The following is a 17,475-nucleotide window of genomic DNA, read 5'->3' as shown; positions in this document are numbered from 1 at the left end:
AATGAAAGTCACCGTATTTGGTATCGGCTATGTTGGTCTGGTTCAGGCTGCGGTTCTGGCCGAAGTCGGACATGACGTTCTTTGCATCGATGTCGACGAAAATAAAGTCGAGAATCTGAAGAAAGGGATCATTCCTATTTTTGAACCGGGCCTGACGCCGCTGGTGATGCAGAACTATGAGGCAGGTCGCCTTAAGTTCTCTACCAACGCTGAAGATGGCGTTAACCATGGTGTTATGCAGTTTATTGCTGTCGGCACACCACCGGATGAAGATGGTTCGGCTGACCTGAAATATGTCACAGCGGTTGCGCGTACCATCGCGCAGCACATGAAAGACCACAAAGTGGTGCTGGACAAGTCGACGGTTCCTGTTGGAACGGCCGATCGGGTTCGCAAGGTAATGGAAGAAACACTGAAGGAGCGTGGTGAAGCGCTGACTTTTGATGTGGTTTCTAACCCGGAATTCCTGAAAGAGGGGGCTGCGGTCAGCGACTGTATGCGTCCTGAGCGTATCGTTATCGGTACTGATAACGACGAAGTGGTTGAGCTGCTGCGTGAGCTGTATGAGCCGTTCAACCGCAATCACGACCGTATGATCCTGATGGATATTCGTAGTGCTGAACTGACCAAGTATGCGGCTAACTGCATGCTGGCGACAAAGATCAGCTTTATGAACGAAATCTCTAACCTGGCAGAGCGCCTGGGTGCAGACGTAGAGAAAGTGCGTCAGGGTATTGGGTCAGATTCACGTATTGGCTACTCGTTTATCTATCCTGGCTGCGGCTACGGTGGCTCCTGCTTCCCGAAAGACGTGCAGGCACTGATCCGTACGGCAGAGCAGATTGGCTACAAGCCGCGTCTGTTGCAGGCTGTGGAAGACGTTAACGACTCGCAGAAGAACAAGCTGCCGACCTTTATCAAGCGTCATTTTGGCGACAACCTGCAGGGCAAAACCTTTGCCGTGTGGGGCCTGTCCTTTAAGCCAAATACCGATGATATGCGTGAAGCCTCCAGCCGTGTGCTGATGGAAGCACTCTGGCAGGCTGGCGCGACGGTTCAGGCGTTTGATCCGGAAGCAATGGATGAAGCACAGCGCATCTATGGGCACCGCAGCGACCTTAAGCTGATGGGAACCAAAGAAGCAGCGCTTCAGGGGGCTGATGGTCTGGTCATTTGTACTGAATGGCAGAATTTCCGCGCCCCTGATTTTGATGTGATTAAAAATGCGCTTAAAGAACCCGTGATTTTTGATGGTCGTAACCTGTATGATCCAGAAAGAATCAGCAAACGCGGTTTTGTTTATTATGCAATCGGCCGCGGAGCATCTCTTAACATTGCATAATTAACGAGGGCAGTATGAAATATCTGGTCACCGGCGCAGCAGGATTTATTGGCTTTCATGTCACTCAACGTCTGCTTGCCGCCGGTCACCAGGTTGTCGGTCTCGACAACCTGAATGATTATTACGATGTTAACCTTAAGACTGCACGTCTTGATCTGATTAACCCCCACCCTGATTTTACCTTTGTGAAAGGCGACCTGGCCGATCGTGAAGGCATTGCTGAACTATTCCGCTCTCAGCGCTTTCAGCGCGTTATCCACCTTGCCGCTCAGGCGGGGGTCCGTTATTCGCTGGAAAACCCGCTGGCTTACGCTGATGCCAATCTGATTGGCCACCTTAATATCCTGGAAGGGTGCCGACATAATCAGGTGGAACATCTGCTGTATGCTTCTTCCAGTTCGGTATATGGGCTCAACCGTAAAATGCCATTCTCTACGGACGACTCAGTAGACCATCCGGTATCCCTTTACGCGGCGACGAAGAAAGCCAATGAGCTGATGTCCCATACTTATTCCCATCTGTACGGTATTCCCACCACAGGCTTACGTTTCTTTACTGTCTATGGCCCGTGGGGGCGTCCGGATATGGCGTTGTTTAAATTCACCCGCGCGATAATTGCCGGTGAAAAAATCGACGTTTATAACCATGGCCAGATGCGCCGCGACTTTACCTATATTGACGACATCGCCGAGGCTATAGTTCGCCTGCAGGATGTCATTCCTCAGGCAGATAAAGAGTGGACGGTGGAAAGCGGCAGCCCGGCGACCAGCTCAGCGCCTTATCGGGTTTATAATATCGGCAACAGCCAGCCGGTTACGCTGATGGCCTATATTGAGTCGCTGGAAAGTGCCCTTGGCCAGGTGGCCGAAAAGAATATGCTGCCGATGCAGCCTGGCGATGTGATGGAAACCAGTGCCGATACATCGGCGCTGTATAAAGTCATCGGTTTTAAACCGCAAACCTCTGTGGAAGCGGGCGTGGCACGCTTCGTTGCGTGGTACAAAGACTTCTATAAGGTTTAATCGTCCGCGCAGAGGGCAGAAAAAAGGGAGCCAGATGGCTCCCTTTTTTAATCTTACCTGGTAACGACAACGTAAAAATAGGACCAAAAAAACCCCATTTAATTATGGGGTAGTAGAGAAGGACCCTGAGCAGAATTACAGCAGAAAGTCTTCCAGTTTCTTGCCTTGCTCTTCAATCGCTTTTTTAATCACAGCAGGCGTGCGGCCCTGGCCTGTCCAGGTCTTACTTTCGCCATTCTCATCAATGTAAGAATATTTAGCAGGACGTGCTGCACGCTTGGCTTTACCCGGTGCTTTAGCCGCTGCCAGAGTAGAAAGTAATTCGTTAGGGTCGATACCATCAGCGATAAGCATATCGCGATACTGCTGAAGTTTGCGGGTACGCTCTTCAACTTCTGCCTGAGCCTGGCTATCTTCTTCGCGGCGTTCGTTGACAACAACTTCCAGTTTTTCCAGCATTTCTTCCAGCGTTTCCAGGCTGCATTCTCTTGCCTGAGCACGCAGTGTGCGGATGTTGTTCAGGATTTTAAGTGCTTCGCTCATTGTCCAATTCTCTAATTTATATTGATAGGGATGTTTCTGCCTGATAATAATAGTGTTCGCCATTACGAACTGCAATAGATAATTTTGTAAGAAAATCGAATCAGGTAATAGCGTCTAAACGAATGGGTGAATTTGATGCGTTAATAGGAGGAAGGGATGAAAATAATGCCCATCGCCGAGCATGTCGACTGCGTCAATGCTACCGTCGGCTGGTACTGATTAATAGTTAACATGGTGTAAAGGTCTGCTAAAGAAAGACGCTGTTTTTGCTGTTCCAGCCAGATATTCTCTCCCGGTGAAAGGCTTTCATTCCCTTACTTTATGATACACTGCGCTCCTCTTTGATGACTTTTGGAGTAGGGCGGGTGGCTCAACTTTATTTCTATTACTCTGCCATGAATGCCGGTAAGTCTACGGCATTACTGCAATCTTCTTATAATTATCATGAGCGCGGAATGCGCACGCTGGTGTATACCGCAGAAATTGATAACCGCTTCGGTGCAGGCAAAGTCAGCTCAAGAATTGGCCTTTCATCACCAGCAAAATTGTATAATACCGCGACGTCATTGTATGCGGAGATAAGCAAAGAGCATCAGATGGAACCGGTTCACTGTGTGCTGGTAGATGAAAGTCAGTTTTTAACCCGCGACCAGGTTAGGGCGCTTTCAGAGGTGGTGGATCATTTAGATATCCCGGTACTCTGTTATGGCTTGCGTACGGATTTTCGTGGTGAACTGTTTACCGGAAGTCAGTACCTGCTGGCATGGTCCGATAAGCTGGTAGAATTAAAAACCATCTGCCACTGCGGAAGAAAGGCCAGTATGGTATTACGCCTGGATGAAAGTGGAAAACCCTTCGAAGAAGGGGAGCAGGTGCAAATTGGCGGCAATGAGCGCTACGTCTCGGTGTGTCGTAAACATTATTACGAAGCGTTAAACAGTGGTGCGATGACGGCTATTTTCGGTCACCGCCACCTGACGTCCGGCAACTGACGATATACACCAGCAGGAAGGTAAGTGAGCAGCGTGTCTATCCGGTCAGTAAGCGTGGCTTACGGATAGTGAAATAAAAAACCCGCCAGATGGCGGGTTTTTTGCGTCACGGGTGGCTTAACGTTTTACTTTGCGTTCGCTTTTTTTCGTTTCTGCGGCAGCCACTGGCGCTGTTACCGCCTCTGCCACATTAGCGAAAGGCTCGACAAAATCACGGCCGTAGAAGCTGTCCAGCATAATCTGCTTCAGTTCTGCAATCAGCGGGTAGCGAGGGTTAGCGCCGGTACACTGGTCATCAAAGGCATCGTCAGCCAGTTTATCAACTTTCGCCAGGAAGTCCGCTTCCTGCACGCCAGCTTCACGGATAGACTTAGGAATGCCCAGTTCTGCTTTCATACCGTCCAGCCAGACCAACAGTTTTTCAATTTTCTGTGCGGTACGGTCGCCAGGTGCGCTGAGACGCAGGTGATCGGCAATTTCAGCGTAGCGGCGACGCGCCTGAGGGCGGTCATACTGGCTGAAGGCAGTCTGTTTGGTAGGGTTATCATTCGCGTTGTAGCGGATAACGTTACAAATCAGCAGGGAGTTAGCCAGTCCGTGTGGAATATGGAACTCTGAACCCAGTTTGTGGGCCATAGAGTGACACACCCCAAGGAAGGCGTTCGCAAAGGCGATACCGGCGATGGTGGCCGCGTTGTGCACGCGTTCACGTGCTACCGGATTTTTTGCCCCTTCGTTGTAGCTGGCAGGCAGGTTTTCCTGCAGCAGTTTCAGTGCCTGCAGAGCCTGTCCGTCTGAGTACTCATTCGCCAGTACGGAGACATAGGCTTCCAGGGCGTGAGTCACTGCATCCAGTCCACCGAAGGCGCACAGGGATTTCGGCATGTCCATCACCAGGTTGGCATCCACAATGGCCATGTCCGGTGTCAGGGCATAATCGGCCAGCGGATATTTCTGCCCGGTCGCATCATCGGTCACCACGGCAAACGGGGTAACTTCTGAGCCGGTGCCAGAGGTCGTGGTCACCGCAATCATTTTGGCTTTTACGCCCATTTTCGGAAACTTGTAAATGCGTTTACGGATGTCCATAAAGCGCAGCGCCAGCTCTTCGAAGTGAGTTTCAGGGTGTTCGTACATCACCCACATAATTTTCGCTGCATCCATCGGTGACCCCCCCCCAAGGGCGATAATCACGTCAGGCTTGAAGGAGTGCATCTGCTCGGCACCCTTGCGGACGATACTCAGCGTCGGGTCAGCTTCCACTTCAAAGAACACTTCAGTCTCTACGCCACGCGCTTTCAGCACGTTAACGATTTGGTCAGCGTAGCCATTGTTAAACAGGAATCGGTCAGTCACGATAAAGGCGCGTTTGGCCCCATCTGTTGCCACCTCGTCAAGCGCGATAGGCAGTGAGCCACGGCGGAAGTAAATAGACTTAGGAAGTTTGTGCCACAACATATTCTCTGCTCGCTTGGCCACGGTTTTCGTGTTGATCAGATGTTTAGGACCCACGTTCTCAGAAATCGAGTTACCGCCCCATGAGCCGCAGCCCAGCGTCAGGGAAGGGGCGAGTTTAAAGTTATACAGGTCACCGATGCCGCCCTGCGAAGCCGGGGTATTGATCAGGATACGTGCGGTCTTCATCTTGTCGCCAAACAGATTGACGCGGTCACGCTGGTTGTCCTGGTCAGTGTACAGACATGAGGTGTGGCCGATACCGCCCATTGCCACCAGTTTTTCAGCCTTGCTGACGGCGTCATGGAAATCTTTCGCGCGGTACATGGCCAGGGTCGGAGAAAGTTTTTCATGGGCGAAGGGTTCTGACTCATCAACCAACTTCACTTCGCCAATCAGGATTTTGGTGTTACCCGGTACGCTAATGCCGGCCATTTCGGCAATTTTCACTGCGGGCTGCCCTACGATGGCAGCATTCAGTGCACCATTTTTCAGGATGATATCCTGAACCGCTTTCAGCTCCTGGCCCTGCAGCATGTAACCGCCGTGGCTGGCGAAGCGCTCACGAACGGCGTCATACGCGCTGTCGACCACAATCACAGACTGTTCAGAGGCGCAGATAACGCCGTTATCAAAGGTTTTTGACATCAGGATGGAAGCGACAGCGCGTTTAATATCCGCAGTCTCATCAATCACCACCGGGGTGTTACCCGCCCCCACGCCAATCGCCGGTTTACCTGAGCTGTAAGCGGCTTTCACCATACCCGGGCCGCCCGTGGCCAGAATCAGGTTAATATCCGGGTGATGCATCAGCTGGTTAGACAGCTCAACGGAAGGAACATCGATCCAGCCAATGATATCTTTGGGTGCACCGGCGGCAATCGCAGCCTGCAGAACGATATCGGCTGCTTTGTTGGTGGCATTTTTCGCGCGGGGATGTGGCGAGAAGATAATCCCGTTGCGTGTTTTCAGGCTGATCAGCGCCTTGAAGATAGCGGTAGAGGTGGGGTTAGTGGTCGGCACAATTCCGCAGATGATGCCAATAGGTTCTGCGATAGTGATTGTGCCGAAGGTATCGTCTGTGGCAAGGATGCCGCAGGTTTTTTCGTCTTTATAGGCGTTATAAATATATTCAGAGGCGAAGTGGTTTTTGATCACTTTGTCTTCAACGATACCCATACCGGATTCGGCGACGGCCATTTTGGCCAGAGGAATACGGGCATCGGCAGCGGCCAGGGCAGCGGCACGGAAGATCTTGTCTACCTGTTCCTGACTGAAGTTAGCGAATTCACGCTGGGCTTGTTTAACACGTTCAACAAGGGCATTTAGTTCAGTGATATTAGTAACGGCCATGAGGCACTCCTGAAAGTTAAACTCTATTAGTAAACAAGTCAGAACTAGAAATTATAGTCACCCTGCCTGTCACTGCCCGCTAAGGACTTGTCAGAAGACTAAAAACATTCCAATAGGTTTACTAAAAGAGTCTGCCATAGCGCCCGGCTACGGCTCCCTTTAGGTACTTTACCAACTCCTTTTGATGTCACTGAGCATAGCGGTTGTCCTGGGGTGAAAAGATGATTTAGATCATCAATTGTGTAAGCTGATACCTTTCAGCCCGGACAAAAATCGGTGGTTGACGCGCTCATTTCCCTCCCGACGGTGTCGTTGCGATGAGCTTGTTTTATTATGCTGGTATTTATGTGTTTTTTAGTGAAAAAGGCTGGATTTAAGTCTTTAATATAGGGTGATATTCCATACGTTGGGGGATAGTCATCATCGGGGATTTCCATTACATTAGCCGCCATGAATTCGTCCCCCTACAGGAGCGCAGTGTGAATCCTGCATTATTAGATCTCTCAGGCTATATCAAATTTTTCGTAGGCCTGTTTGCTCTGGTCAACCCCATCGGGATCATCCCGGTTTTTATCAGTATGACCAGTTATCAGGTTCCGGCGGCAAGGAATAAAACTAATCTGACGGCCAACCTGTCGGTGGCGATCATACTGTGGACGGCGCTGTTCCTGGGTGACGGTATTCTGCATATTTTTGGTATCTCCATTGACTCTTTCCGCATTGCTGGCGGTATTCTGGTGGTAACTATCGCGATGTCGATGATCAGCGGAAAGCTGGGCGAAGATAAGCAGAATAAGCAGGAAAAGTCAGAGAGTGCCATTCGTGAAAGTATCGGCGTAGTGCCGCTGGCGCTGCCGCTGATGGCCGGCCCCGGTGCGATCAGCTCGACCATCGTATGGAGTACGCGCTATCACAGCTGGCAAAACCTGTTGGGCTTTACCGTGGCGATTGCCCTGTTTGCGTTCTGCTGCTGGTTGTTATTCCGTGCGGCACCGCTGATGGTCAGAGTGCTGGGGCAAACCGGGATTAACGTGGTGACTCGTATTATGGGCTTATTACTGATGGCGCTGGGGATAGAATTTGTGGTGACAGGGATCAGAGCACTCTTTCCAGGGCTAACTCATTAACCCGGTTTATATTCTGCATTGTCTCAGCTAAAGCGCATTTAATGCGCTTTTTTTTTGGCACCCGACGCTTCACTGCACTATTAAAGTGCGAATTGCCCATTGCGTGTTCTATTTTGGTGCGTTAATTCATTTCTCTTACCTTGCCGCAGTAATTATTAATGTAATTACTGCAAACCAAAAATAAATCCATTCGTTTGTAGTGGGTGTGATTTTTTTAACATTACAACGTAGTGTATTCTGACTGTAATGATAGTTTTATATGCTGCATTAGTCACAAATGTTAGTGTTGTTATGACTATTCTTCGTTTTCAGACGATATTTGCTTAAAATTCAGCCGAAAAATTGTTTTTTTTCGATCTTTTTATCGTCAAAATCTCATTTTATGTTTATTTTTCATTAGGTTATCTGTTATTTTTCAATAATAAATAACACTTTTCCCCTGCTTTTTATCATGATAAAAGAGAAATGGTTAACATTTTTGCTATTTAGCTTTAGCGGAAATCAGTCCCTTCTGATAATTTTTTAGTGGCCTTGATAAAAAGTGGCACTGGAAATGCAATCCACAAGGGCCGTGACCGGTGATGAGCGTCGTCATCCTCCGTCAGCACAGATAGTCCTTATCTGACCCGACACGACAGCGTGCGGCCCGGCCGGGCGCTGAAAGGTGATAGCAGGCAGTCCTCAGCAGTTATGAGTATAAAAAAACAAACCGGGCGGCCTCGTTCCGCCGCCCGGTGAAGTTTTCCCTAAAAATGGGGTAACCACGGTGCCCGGCACACGTCGGTATTAATAAAAACAGGAGTAGGTAAAAAATGATCAACATCACGAAGAAAAGTCTGATCGCCGCTGGCGTGATGGCCGCACTGGGGTCAATGACAGCACATCAGGCGCTGGCCGCTGAGGTACCTGCGGGCGTCGAACTGGCCGCCAAACAGGAACTGGTGAAAGGGAACGGTGCTGAACTGCAGTCGCTGGATCCCCACAAAATCGAAGGTGTGCCGGAATCTAACGTTAACCGCGACCTGCTGGAAGGCCTGGTCATCAGTGATACCAAGGGGCATCCTATCCCTGGCGTGGCGGAAAGCTGGGAGAATAAAGACGGTAAGGTGTGGACCTTCCACCTGCGCAAAGATGCCAAATGGTCAAACGGTGAGCCCGTCACTGCCCAGGACTTCGTCTATAGCTGGCAGCGCCTGTCCGATCCTAAAACAGCGTCACCTTACGCAAGCTATCTGCAATACGGCCATCTTGAGAATATCGATGATATCATCGCCGGCAAAAAAAGCCCGGATACGCTGGGCGTGAAAGCCATCGACGCGAATACGCTGGAAGTTACCCTGAGTGAGCCAGTGCCGTATTTCTTTAAGCTGTTGATCCATCCCTCCATGTCCCCGGTGTATAAACCAGCGGTCGACAAATTTGGTGAAAAATGGACCCAGCCCGCCAACTGGGTCGGCAACGGTGCCTTTAAACTGTCCGAGTGGGTGGTGAACGAACGTATCGTCCTGGTGCGCAATACCGACTACTGGGATAACAAAGACACTAAACTGGATAAAGTGACCTTCCTGCCGATCTCGTCTGAAGTCACCGACGTCAACCGCTATCGCAGCGGCGGCAGCGATATGACCTACAACAACATGCCTATCGAGCTGTTCCAGAAACTGAAAAAAGATATCCCAGGTGAGGTTCACGTTGATCCTTATCTCTGTACCTATTACTACGAAATTAATAACCAGAAGCCGCCATTTAACGACCCGCGCGTGCGTGCCGCACTGAAACTCGGCATTGATCGTGACATCATCGTCACCAAGGTGAAAGGTCAGGGCGATCTACCGGCTTACAGCTACACCCCGCCATACACCGAAGGCATTAAACTGACCCCGCCAGAGTGGTTTGGCTGGACTCAGGAAAAACGTAATGAAGAGGCAAAAAAACTGCTGGCAGAAGCTGGCTACACTGCTGACAAGCCGCTGACGTTTAGCCTGCTGTATAACACCTCCGATCTGCATAAAAAGCTGGCCATTGCCGCCTCGTCGATCTGGAAGAAAAACCTGGGTGTGAACGTGAAGCTGGAAAACCAGGAGTGGAAAACCTTCCTGGATACCCGCCACCAGGGGAACTATGATGTCGCCCGTGCCGGTTGGTGTGCCGACTACAACGAACCGACCACGTTCCTGGGCACCATGCAGTCCAACAGCAGTAACAACACCTCGCACTATAAGAGCGAAGCCTTCGATAAAGCGATGGATGCGGCGCTGTCCTCCCCGGATGAAGCGACTCGCGCGACCCGTTATGCCGATGCTGAAAAAATCCTCGATAAGGATTCAGTGATCGTACCGGTCTATTACTACGTAAATGCCCGTCTGGTGAAACCTTACGTCGGCGGTTATACCGGTAAAGATCCGCTGGATAACGTTTACGATAAAAACTTATACATCATCAAACATTAATGACCGGCGTCGGGGAGGGTAATACTTCCCCGACAGGCCTTTTTCAAAGCAGTGTTGTGGCAGTCAGCCGGGCAGGTAGGGCAATGTTAAAATTTATATTTCGTCGTTTTCTTGAAGCGATCCCGACGCTATTTATTCTGATCACCATCTCCTTCTTTATGATGCGACTGGCACCGGGTAGCCCCTTTACCGGTGAACGTACGCTGTCGCCAGAAGTTATGGCCAATATTGAAGCCAAATATCATTTAAATGATCCGATCCTGACCCAGTATTTCAGCTACCTGAAACAGCTGGCGCACGGAGATTTTGGTCCTTCATTTAAATATAAAGATTATTCCGTCAACGATCTGGTAGCCGGGTCATTCCCTGTTTCCGCGAAGCTGGGGGCGGCGGCGTTTCTTTTCGCCCTGGTGCTCGGCGTGGGGGCTGGCGTCATCGCCGCCCTGAAGCAAAACACCAAGTGGGACTATGCGGTGATGGGGGTGGCAATGACCGGGATAGTGATACCCAGTTTCGTCGTTGCACCGCTGCTGGTATTGCTGTTCTCAATCACCCTTAAGTGGCTACCTGGCGGTGGCTGGAACGGTGGGGCACTGAAATTTATGATCCTGCCAATGGTGGCGCTGTCGCTGGCTTACATTGCCAGCATCGCGCGTATTACCCGGGGATCGATGATTGAAGTGCTGCACTCCAACTTTATCCGTACCGCGCGTGCCAAAGGGCTGCCGATGCGCCGTATTATACTGCGTCACGCGCTGAAGCCTGCGCTGCTGCCGGTGCTGTCCTACCTCGGACCAGCATTTGTAGGTATCATTACCGGCTCAATGGTTATTGAAACCATCTACGGTCTGCCCGGTATTGGTCAGCTGTTTGTTAATGGTGCGCTGAACCGCGATTATTCGCTGGTATTAAGTCTGACCATCCTGGTCGGAGCGCTGACCATCCTCTTTAATGCGATTGTAGACGTGCTGTATGCGGTCATCGATCCGAAAATTCGTTACTGATCCTGGAGCCGGGAATGATGTTTGCTAAGAAAAACAGCGAAGCTCTGGATAACTTCACTGAAAAGCTAGAAATCGAAGGTCGCAGCCTGTGGCAGGACGCGCGCCGACGCTTTATCCATAACCGCGCAGCGGTGGCCAGCCTGTTTGTTCTGCTGCTGGTGGCCCTGTTTGTGATCTTTGCCCCGATGCTGTCTGCTTTTACCTATGACGACACCGACTGGGCAATGATGTCGGCGGCACCGGATATGACGTCAGGTCACTACATGGGAACCGACTCCTCCGGGCGCGACCTGCTGGTTCGCGTGGCCATCGGGGGACGTATCTCCCTGATGGTCGGCATTGCTGCCGCGTTGGTGGCCGTGGTGTTAGGTACGTTGTACGGTACGCTGGCAGGCTATTTGGGGGGGCGCACTGACTCGGTGATGATGCGTCTGCTGGAGATCCTCAACTCCTTCCCGTTTATGTTCTTCGTCATCCTGCTGGTGACCTTCTTTGGTCAGAATATCCTGCTGATCTTCGTGGCTATCGGCATGGTCTCCTGGCTGGACATGGCACGTATTGTGCGCGGTCAGACCCTGAGCCTGAAACGTAAAGAGTTTATCGAAGCCGCCGAGGTTGGCGGTGTCTCAACCTTTAATATCGTCCTGCGCCATATCGTGCCTAACGTGCTCGGTGTGGTGGTGGTATATGCCTCACTGCTGGTGCCCAGTATGATTCTGTTTGAATCCTTCCTCAGCTTCCTCGGCTTGGGGACGCAGGAACCCCTGAGCAGCTGGGGAGCGCTGCTCAGTGATGGTGCTAACTCGATGGAGGTTTCACCCTGGCTGCTGCTGTATCCGGCAGGTTTCCTCGTGATCACCCTGTTCTGCTTCAACTTTATCGGCGATGGCCTGCGTGATGCCCTCGACCCGAAAGACCGTTAAGGAGTTTCCCGATGAGCGTAATTGAACAACAGCCTGTAATGGCAAACACCCGGGGAAGCGAACGGCTGCTGGAAGTGAAAGATCTTCGGGTCACCTTTTCCACCCCTGACGGCGATGTAACCGCCGTAAATGATCTGAACTTCAGCCTCAGTGCCGGGGAAACCCTTGGCATCGTCGGTGAGTCAGGGTCGGGTAAATCACAAACGGCCTTTGCCCTGATGGGGCTGTTGGCCAGCAATGGGCGCATTGGCGGTTCGGCGCGTTTTAACGGCAGTGAGATCCTTAACCTGCCGGAAAAACAGCTTAACAGGCTGCGTGCCGAACAGATTGCGATGATCTTCCAGGACCCGATGACCTCGCTTAACCCGTACATGCGCGTGGGCGAGCAGCTGATGGAAGTATTGCAGCTGCACAAGGGTCTGAGTGGAGCGCAGGCATTTGAAGAGTCAGTGCGGATGCTGGACGCGGTAAAAATGCCGGAAGCCCGCAAGCGGATGAAAATGTTTCCGCATGAGTTCTCCGGTGGGATGCGCCAGCGCGTGATGATCGCCATGGCGCTGCTTTGCCGGCCGAAACTGTTGATCGCGGACGAACCGACCACGGCGCTGGACGTAACCGTACAGGCGCAGATCATGACGCTGCTGAATGAACTGAAGCGCGAATTCAATACCGCCATTATTATGATCACCCACGATCTGGGCGTAGTGGCCGGGATCTGCGATCAGGTGATGGTGATGTACGCCGGGCGTACCATGGAATATGGTAAAGCGCGTGATGTCTTCTACCATCCCTCACATCCATACTCCATCGGCCTGCTGAATGCGGTGCCGCGCCTGGATGCAGACGAAGGTGAAACGCTGATGACCATTCCCGGCAATCCGCCGAACCTCTCCCGCTTGCCCAAAGGCTGTCCTTTCCAGCCGCGCTGCCCGCACGCCATGGACATCTGTTCCACTGCACCCCCGCTGGAGGCGTTCGGAGAAGGGCGCCTGCGAGCCTGCTTTAAGCCCGTGGAGGAACTGGTATGACAGAGGTTGCAGAAAAGAAAGTCTTACTCGAAATTGCCGACCTGAAAGTGCATTTCGATATCAAAGACGGGCGTCAATGGTTCTGGCAGCCGTCGAAAACCCTGAAAGCCGTGGATGGTGTCAGCCTGCGCCTGTACGAAGGGGAAACCCTGGGTGTGGTGGGCGAGTCTGGCTGTGGTAAGTCGACGCTGGCGCGAGCGATCATCGGTCTGGTGAAAGCCACGGAAGGACGGGTGGCCTGGCTGGGGCGTGACCTGCTGGGACAGAGTGCCGAAGAGTGGCGCGCCGCACGCAGCGACATCCAGATGATATTCCAGGACCCGCTTGCCTCACTGAACCCGCGTATGAATATCGGTGAGATCATTGCAGAGCCGTTGCGCACTTATCACCCGCAGATGCCGCGTCAGGAAGTAAAAGACCGCGTGAAGGAGATGATGATGAAGGTGGGCCTGTTGCCTAACCTGATCAACCGCTATCCTCACGAGTTTTCCGGCGGTCAGTGCCAGCGTATCGGTATTGCGCGGGCGCTGATCCTCGAACCCAAGCTGATTATCTGCGATGAACCCGTGTCAGCACTGGACGTGTCGATCCAGGCACAGGTGGTCAACCTGTTACAAAAGTTACAGCGCGAGATGGGCCTGTCGCTGATCTTTATCGCCCATGACCTGGCGGTGGTGAAACATATCTCTGACCGTGTGCTGGTAATGTATCTGGGGCATGCCGTGGAGCTGGGCACCTATAAAGAGGTGTATCAGAATCCGCAGCATCCTTACACCCGGGCGCTGATGTCGGCGGTGCCGATCCCTGACCCTGACCTGGAAAAGCAGAAAGTGATTCAACTGCTTGAAGGGGAACTTCCTTCACCGATTAACCCGCCGTCCGGCTGCGTGTTCCGTACCCGCTGCCCGATTGCCGGGCCCGAGTGCGCCAAAACCCGGCCTCTGCTGGAGGGCAGCTTCCGTCATGCCGTCTCCTGTCTGAAAGTCGACCCGCTCTAATCGCTTTTTCTTTGTTCTCGTTATCTTCCCGCATTGAGCATTCAATGCGGGTTTTTTTTCTTCCTCCGCTTAGTGCTTGATCTTCTGTCTGGCCCCTTCTAGTAATACAGATTCGCAAAGGATGGCCGGAGGGCATGCAGATGGCTAAACAGGAACGGAACTGGCGTCAGCGCCTCTATATTTTTTTGTTTGATGTGAGCAGCCCGGCGGGTCGCCGGTTTGAAATTTTCTGGGTTATTACGACGCTGGTCAGTGTGATTACACTGTTTATTGAGTCTGCGGAACCACACAAAATAACTCTGCAGTTGAAAGAAGCCTCGGTGTTTCTCCTGCTTGAGTATGCTTTTACCCTGCTTTTCAGTCTGGAATATGTGCTGCGGATACTGACCACGGAACGTCCCATGCGGTATATATTCAGTTTTTTTGGCATTGTCGATCTGATCACCACTTTGCCGTTGTATATCTTCTGGCTCTGGCCGGATATCGCCCTACGTTACATGATGGCGATAAGGTTGCTGCGCGTGTTGCGCCTGCTTCGGCTGATGAAGCTACTTCGCTACATGGGGTCGGCCAGCGTGCTGTGGGAGAGTCTGGTCAGTGCGCGAAAAAAACTGCTGCTGTTCTTCGGCGGGGTGATGATACTGCTGTGCATATTTGGCGGGCTGATGTATGTGATAGAAGGGCCGGAACACGGCTTTACCAGCCTGCCGGTAGCGGTCTACTGGGCGGTCGTCACCATGACTACGGTGGGCTATGGTGATATCACGCCGCACACGCCGCTGGGACGGATGGTCTCCTCAGTGCTTATCCTGCTGGGGTATTCACTGATTGCTATCCCCACCGGGGTGATGAGCTCGTATATGACCGAGGTGATGCAGCGCAACCGTCACCGGCGTCACTGCAGCACCTGCAGGCAAACCGGACACGATGCTGACGCCCATTACTGCAAAAGCTGCGGGGGTGTGCTGGAAGAGAAACAGGAATAAGGCCCGCACCCGGCGGGCCCGCAGAGGGGAGTAATGCTTACTCTCTCCACAGAATATGGCAAAGTTTGTGATCCTTTTCGCGGCACAAAAGTACGCGGGCGAAAACATCGGTGATCGGTTCACCGTCTTCTTCGCCCAGACCAATCACCACTTCGGCAAAAAAGTCAGGATTAAGGTCGAAGTCGACGTGTTCCGCCCAGTCTTCTGCCGGGTCATACAGTTCCGCGCCGCCGCGCTCCTCAAACTGCAGGTTAAACAGAATAACGTCGGCCGGGTCGAGGTTATCTACCGCCAGCTCAAGAAAAATATCGTAAGCCTGTTCGAGGGTTTCATCTTCGGTAAGGCGGTTATTTAAATCCATAATATTTCCTGTCATGCCCCGGAAGGCGCTGTGCATTTTCGCTCGTTTTACAGCAATGGACTGAAGAAGTAAAACAGTCGTTCAACGATACGCTGCCAGTAAGCACGGTGCGCCCAGCGTTTACCGTCTACCAGGCGTGAACGGGCAATGTAATCCTCCTGCACCCGCGCCAGATCGCTGCCGAAACCGTCATCATCAATGACCAGCGTGATCTCGAAGTTCAGCCACAGGCTGCGCATATCCAGATTGACCGTTCCCACCAGGCTGAGCTGGCCATCCACCAGGATACTTTTGGTATGCAGCAGGCCCCCCTCGAACTGATAGATCTTCACGCCAGCGTCCAGCAGTTCGCCAAAGAAGGCGCGGCTGGCCCAGCCGACCAGGACGGAATCGTTGTGCCGGGGCACAATAATAATCACTTCCACGCCGCGGTATGCTGCCGTACAGATGGCGTGCAGCAGGTCATCGCTGGGAACAAAGTAGGGAGTGGTCATGATCAGCTGTTCACGGGCTGAATAGACCGCCGTCAGCAGCGCCTGATGGATCATATCCTCCGGGAAGCCCGGGCCGGAAGCGATCACCTGAATGGTGTGTCCGCTTTCCGCCTCGAAGGGCATGATATTATCGTCCGGCGGTGGCGGCAGAATACGTTTACCCGTTTCAATTTCCCAGTCGCAGGAGTAAATGATGCCCATGGTGGTGGCCACCGGGCCCTCCATGCGCGCCATCAGATCGACCCACTGACCCACGCCAGCATCCTGTTTGAAGAAGCGGGGGTCCACCAGGTTCATGCTGCCGGTATAGGCGATGTAGTTGTCGATAAGCACCACCTTGCGGTGCTGACGCAGATCCATCCGCCGGAGAAAGACGCGCAGCAGGCTGACCTTGAGTGCTTCAACCACGTCTACCCCGGCGTTACGCAGCATCGCCGCCCACGGGCTGCGGAAGAAGTCGACACTGCCGGCGGAGTCCAGCATCAGCCGGCAGTGAACGCCGCGACGTGCAGCGGCCATCAGCGCCTCCGCAACCTCATCGGCCTGGCCACCGGGCTGCCAGATATAGAACACCATTTCGATATTATGACGTGCCAGCTGAATATCGCGTACCAGGGTACGCAGGGTATCGTCGGTACTGGTCAGCAGTTGAAGCTGGTTCCCTTTGACTCCGGCTATCCCCTGACGATTCTCACACAGCTGAAACAGCGAACGGGCAACGTCACTGTTGGTCTCAGCAAAAATATGATGACTGGACTTCAGTTCACTCAGCCAGCGTGCGGTAGAAGGCCACATGGTACGGGCCCGCTCTGCCCGGCGCTTCCCCAGGTGCAACTCACCGAAAGAGAGGTAGGCAATAATGCCCACCAGCGGCAGAATATAGATAATCAGCAGCCAGGCCATGGCAGAAGGGACCGCGCGACGTTTCATCAGGATGCGCAGGGTCACACTGGCGATCAGAAGCCAGTAACCAAATACCAGCAGCCAGCTCATCAGGGTGTAAAAAGTGGTCATTAAGTGAAAAATCCTGTTCACGCGTAAGTCTTAGGAGTTTACGTGCAGATGACTACGCTGGGAACCTTTAAACCATAATCGTTTGAAAGACATCGGACCTGGTACGGATTAAGAAAGGTTTATACTGCGCCGCGAGTTTTAACGTACACAGATGTGAAGACTGAGGGTGTGATGAGACGAAGCAGAAATGAAGTAGCACGCTGGCGGATGAGTCGTCAGGTTCAGCGTCGCCGGGCGCGCTGGTTAGAAGGGCAGTCGCGTCGTTATGGTCGTATGCACTCCTTCCGGCATATGGTTAGCCAGCAGCAGCGCCGTTCTATTCTGTTTATCACCCAGCATCACTGATGCCAGAGGCACGTCCGGCGGTTCAGCGAACCGCCGGA

General features: G+C 52.4%; 15 protein-coding genes. 11 read left to right on the top strand and 4 right to left on the bottom strand.

The annotated features are described in order from the left end of the window. Position 1: 1 nt before the first annotated feature. On the top strand, positions 2-1,342 hold the full coding sequence (locus tag IFU29_RS02455) for a UDP-glucose dehydrogenase family protein (RefSeq protein ID WP_062743115.1): 1,341 nt from the start codon (positions 2-4) through the stop codon (positions 1,340-1,342). A 14-nt stretch (positions 1,343-1,356) separates the two neighbouring features. Further along, positions 1,357-2,364, top strand: coding sequence for an NAD-dependent epimerase (locus IFU29_RS02450; RefSeq protein ID WP_191932512.1), 1,008 nt, complete (start codon positions 1,357-1,359; stop codon positions 2,362-2,364). A gap of 135 nt (positions 2,365-2,499) precedes the next feature. Here the strand turns inward: IFU29_RS02450 and hns are convergent, their stop codons facing one another. Further along, entirely contained in the window at positions 2,500-2,907 is a 408-nt protein-coding gene (gene hns, locus IFU29_RS02445; protein WP_191933099.1) for a histone-like nucleoid-structuring protein H-NS, read from the bottom strand. Between the two features lie 365 nt (positions 2,908-3,272). On the opposite strand from hns, the gene tdk reads away from it, so the two are divergent. Then, positions 3,273-3,899: a thymidine kinase gene (gene tdk / locus IFU29_RS02440; protein WP_191932511.1), complete on the top strand. Its 627-nt coding sequence runs from the start codon at positions 3,273-3,275 to the stop codon at positions 3,897-3,899. A 117-nt stretch (positions 3,900-4,016) separates the two neighbouring features. Here the strand turns inward: tdk and adhE are convergent, their stop codons facing one another. After that, positions 4,017-6,707, bottom strand: a complete 2,691-nt coding sequence (adhE, locus tag IFU29_RS02435; protein ID WP_191932510.1) for a bifunctional acetaldehyde-CoA/alcohol dehydrogenase — start codon at positions 6,705-6,707, stop codon at positions 4,017-4,019. A 479-nt stretch (positions 6,708-7,186) separates the two neighbouring features. Here adhE and IFU29_RS02430 point away from each other — a divergent pair, with 479 nt between their 5' ends. The 7 genes from IFU29_RS02430 (at position 7,187) to IFU29_RS02400 (ending at position 15,223) form a co-directional block, all read left to right on the top strand. Next, positions 7,187-7,834 (top strand): YchE family NAAT transporter, encoded by a 648-nt coding sequence (locus tag IFU29_RS02430; protein ID WP_062743120.1) that lies wholly within the window; start codon positions 7,187-7,189, stop codon positions 7,832-7,834. Positions 7,835-8,646: 812 nt separating this feature from the next. After that, on the top strand, positions 8,647-10,284 hold the full coding sequence (oppA, locus tag IFU29_RS02425; RefSeq protein ID WP_191932509.1) for an oligopeptide ABC transporter substrate-binding protein OppA: 1,638 nt from the start codon (positions 8,647-8,649) through the stop codon (positions 10,282-10,284). An 83-nt stretch (positions 10,285-10,367) separates the two neighbouring features. Beyond that, on the top strand, positions 10,368-11,288 hold the full coding sequence (gene oppB, locus IFU29_RS02420) for an oligopeptide ABC transporter permease OppB (protein ID WP_191932508.1): 921 nt from the start codon (positions 10,368-10,370) through the stop codon (positions 11,286-11,288). A 14-nt stretch (positions 11,289-11,302) separates the two neighbouring features. Continuing rightward, positions 11,303-12,211 (top strand): oligopeptide ABC transporter permease OppC, encoded by a 909-nt coding sequence (oppC, locus tag IFU29_RS02415; protein ID WP_191932507.1) that lies wholly within the window; start codon positions 11,303-11,305, stop codon positions 12,209-12,211. Between the two features lie 11 nt (positions 12,212-12,222). Continuing rightward, positions 12,223-13,239, top strand: coding sequence for an ABC transporter ATP-binding protein (locus IFU29_RS02410; protein WP_191932506.1), 1,017 nt, complete (start codon positions 12,223-12,225; stop codon positions 13,237-13,239). After that, the gene (gene oppF / locus IFU29_RS02405; RefSeq protein WP_191932505.1) at positions 13,236-14,237 is read left to right on the top strand and encodes a murein tripeptide/oligopeptide ABC transporter ATP binding protein OppF; all 1,002 of its coding nucleotides are present in this window, start codon (positions 13,236-13,238) and stop codon (positions 14,235-14,237) included. The genes IFU29_RS02410 and oppF overlap by 4 nt, the downstream gene beginning before the upstream one ends. A gap of 140 nt (positions 14,238-14,377) precedes the next feature. Next, positions 14,378-15,223 carry an ion transporter gene (locus IFU29_RS02400; protein WP_191932504.1) on the top strand — a complete coding sequence of 282 codons (846 nt, stop codon included), beginning with the start codon at positions 14,378-14,380 and terminating at the stop codon, positions 15,221-15,223. Positions 15,224-15,260: 37 nt separating this feature from the next. On the opposite strand, the gene IFU29_RS02395 is transcribed toward IFU29_RS02400, so the two are convergent. Then, positions 15,261-15,584 carry an HI1450 family dsDNA-mimic protein gene (locus IFU29_RS02395; protein ID WP_191932503.1) on the bottom strand — a complete coding sequence of 108 codons (324 nt, stop codon included), beginning with the start codon at positions 15,582-15,584 and terminating at the stop codon, positions 15,261-15,263. A gap of 47 nt (positions 15,585-15,631) precedes the next feature. After that, positions 15,632-17,092 carry a cardiolipin synthase gene (gene cls, locus IFU29_RS02390; RefSeq protein ID WP_191932502.1) on the bottom strand — a complete coding sequence of 487 codons (1,461 nt, stop codon included), beginning with the start codon at positions 17,090-17,092 and terminating at the stop codon, positions 15,632-15,634. 171 nt (positions 17,093-17,263) lie between these two features. Between cls and IFU29_RS02385 the strand changes: the two genes are divergently transcribed. Continuing rightward, positions 17,264-17,437 carry a YciY family protein gene (locus IFU29_RS02385; RefSeq protein ID WP_137269397.1) on the top strand — a complete coding sequence of 58 codons (174 nt, stop codon included), beginning with the start codon at positions 17,264-17,266 and terminating at the stop codon, positions 17,435-17,437. Positions 17,438-17,475: the final 38 nt, after the last annotated feature.

The sequence above is a fragment of the Erwinia persicina genome, from assembly GCF_014838825.1.
GTDB classification, from domain to species: Bacteria; Pseudomonadota; Gammaproteobacteria; order Enterobacterales; family Enterobacteriaceae; genus Erwinia; species Erwinia persicina_A.
Note: the sequence above shows the minus strand (reverse complement) of the source record. Positions and strands in the feature narration are given on the sequence as shown.

Bases quoted from the DNA above. Each gene is read 5' to 3' on its own strand.
- adhE (WP_191932510.1), bottom strand. From the start codon at position 6,707: ATGGCCGTTACTAATATCACTGAACTAAATGCCCTTGTTGAACGTGTT.
- cls (WP_191932502.1), bottom strand. From the start codon at position 17,092: ATGACCACTTTTTACACCCTGATGAGCTGGCTGCTGGTATTTGGTTAC.
- oppB (WP_191932508.1), top strand. From the start codon at position 10,368: ATGTTAAAATTTATATTTCGTCGTTTTCTTGAAGCGATCCCGACGCTA.
- oppF (WP_191932505.1), top strand. From the start codon at position 13,236: ATGACAGAGGTTGCAGAAAAGAAAGTCTTACTCGAAATTGCCGACCTG.
- IFU29_RS02455 (WP_062743115.1), top strand. From the start codon at position 2: ATGAAAGTCACCGTATTTGGTATCGGCTATGTTGGTCTGGTTCAGGCT.
- IFU29_RS02400 (WP_191932504.1), top strand. From the start codon at position 14,378: ATGGCTAAACAGGAACGGAACTGGCGTCAGCGCCTCTATATTTTTTTG.
- oppA (WP_191932509.1), top strand. From the start codon at position 8,647: ATGATCAACATCACGAAGAAAAGTCTGATCGCCGCTGGCGTGATGGCC.
- IFU29_RS02410 (WP_191932506.1), top strand. From the start codon at position 12,223: ATGAGCGTAATTGAACAACAGCCTGTAATGGCAAACACCCGGGGAAGC.
- hns (WP_191933099.1), bottom strand. From the start codon at position 2,907: ATGAGCGAAGCACTTAAAATCCTGAACAACATCCGCACACTGCGTGCT.
- IFU29_RS02395 (WP_191932503.1), bottom strand. From the start codon at position 15,584: ATGGATTTAAATAACCGCCTTACCGAAGATGAAACCCTCGAACAGGCT.
- IFU29_RS02385 (WP_137269397.1), top strand. From the start codon at position 17,264: ATGAGACGAAGCAGAAATGAAGTAGCACGCTGGCGGATGAGTCGTCAG.
- oppC (WP_191932507.1), top strand. From the start codon at position 11,303: ATGATGTTTGCTAAGAAAAACAGCGAAGCTCTGGATAACTTCACTGAA.
- IFU29_RS02450 (WP_191932512.1), top strand. From the start codon at position 1,357: ATGAAATATCTGGTCACCGGCGCAGCAGGATTTATTGGCTTTCATGTC.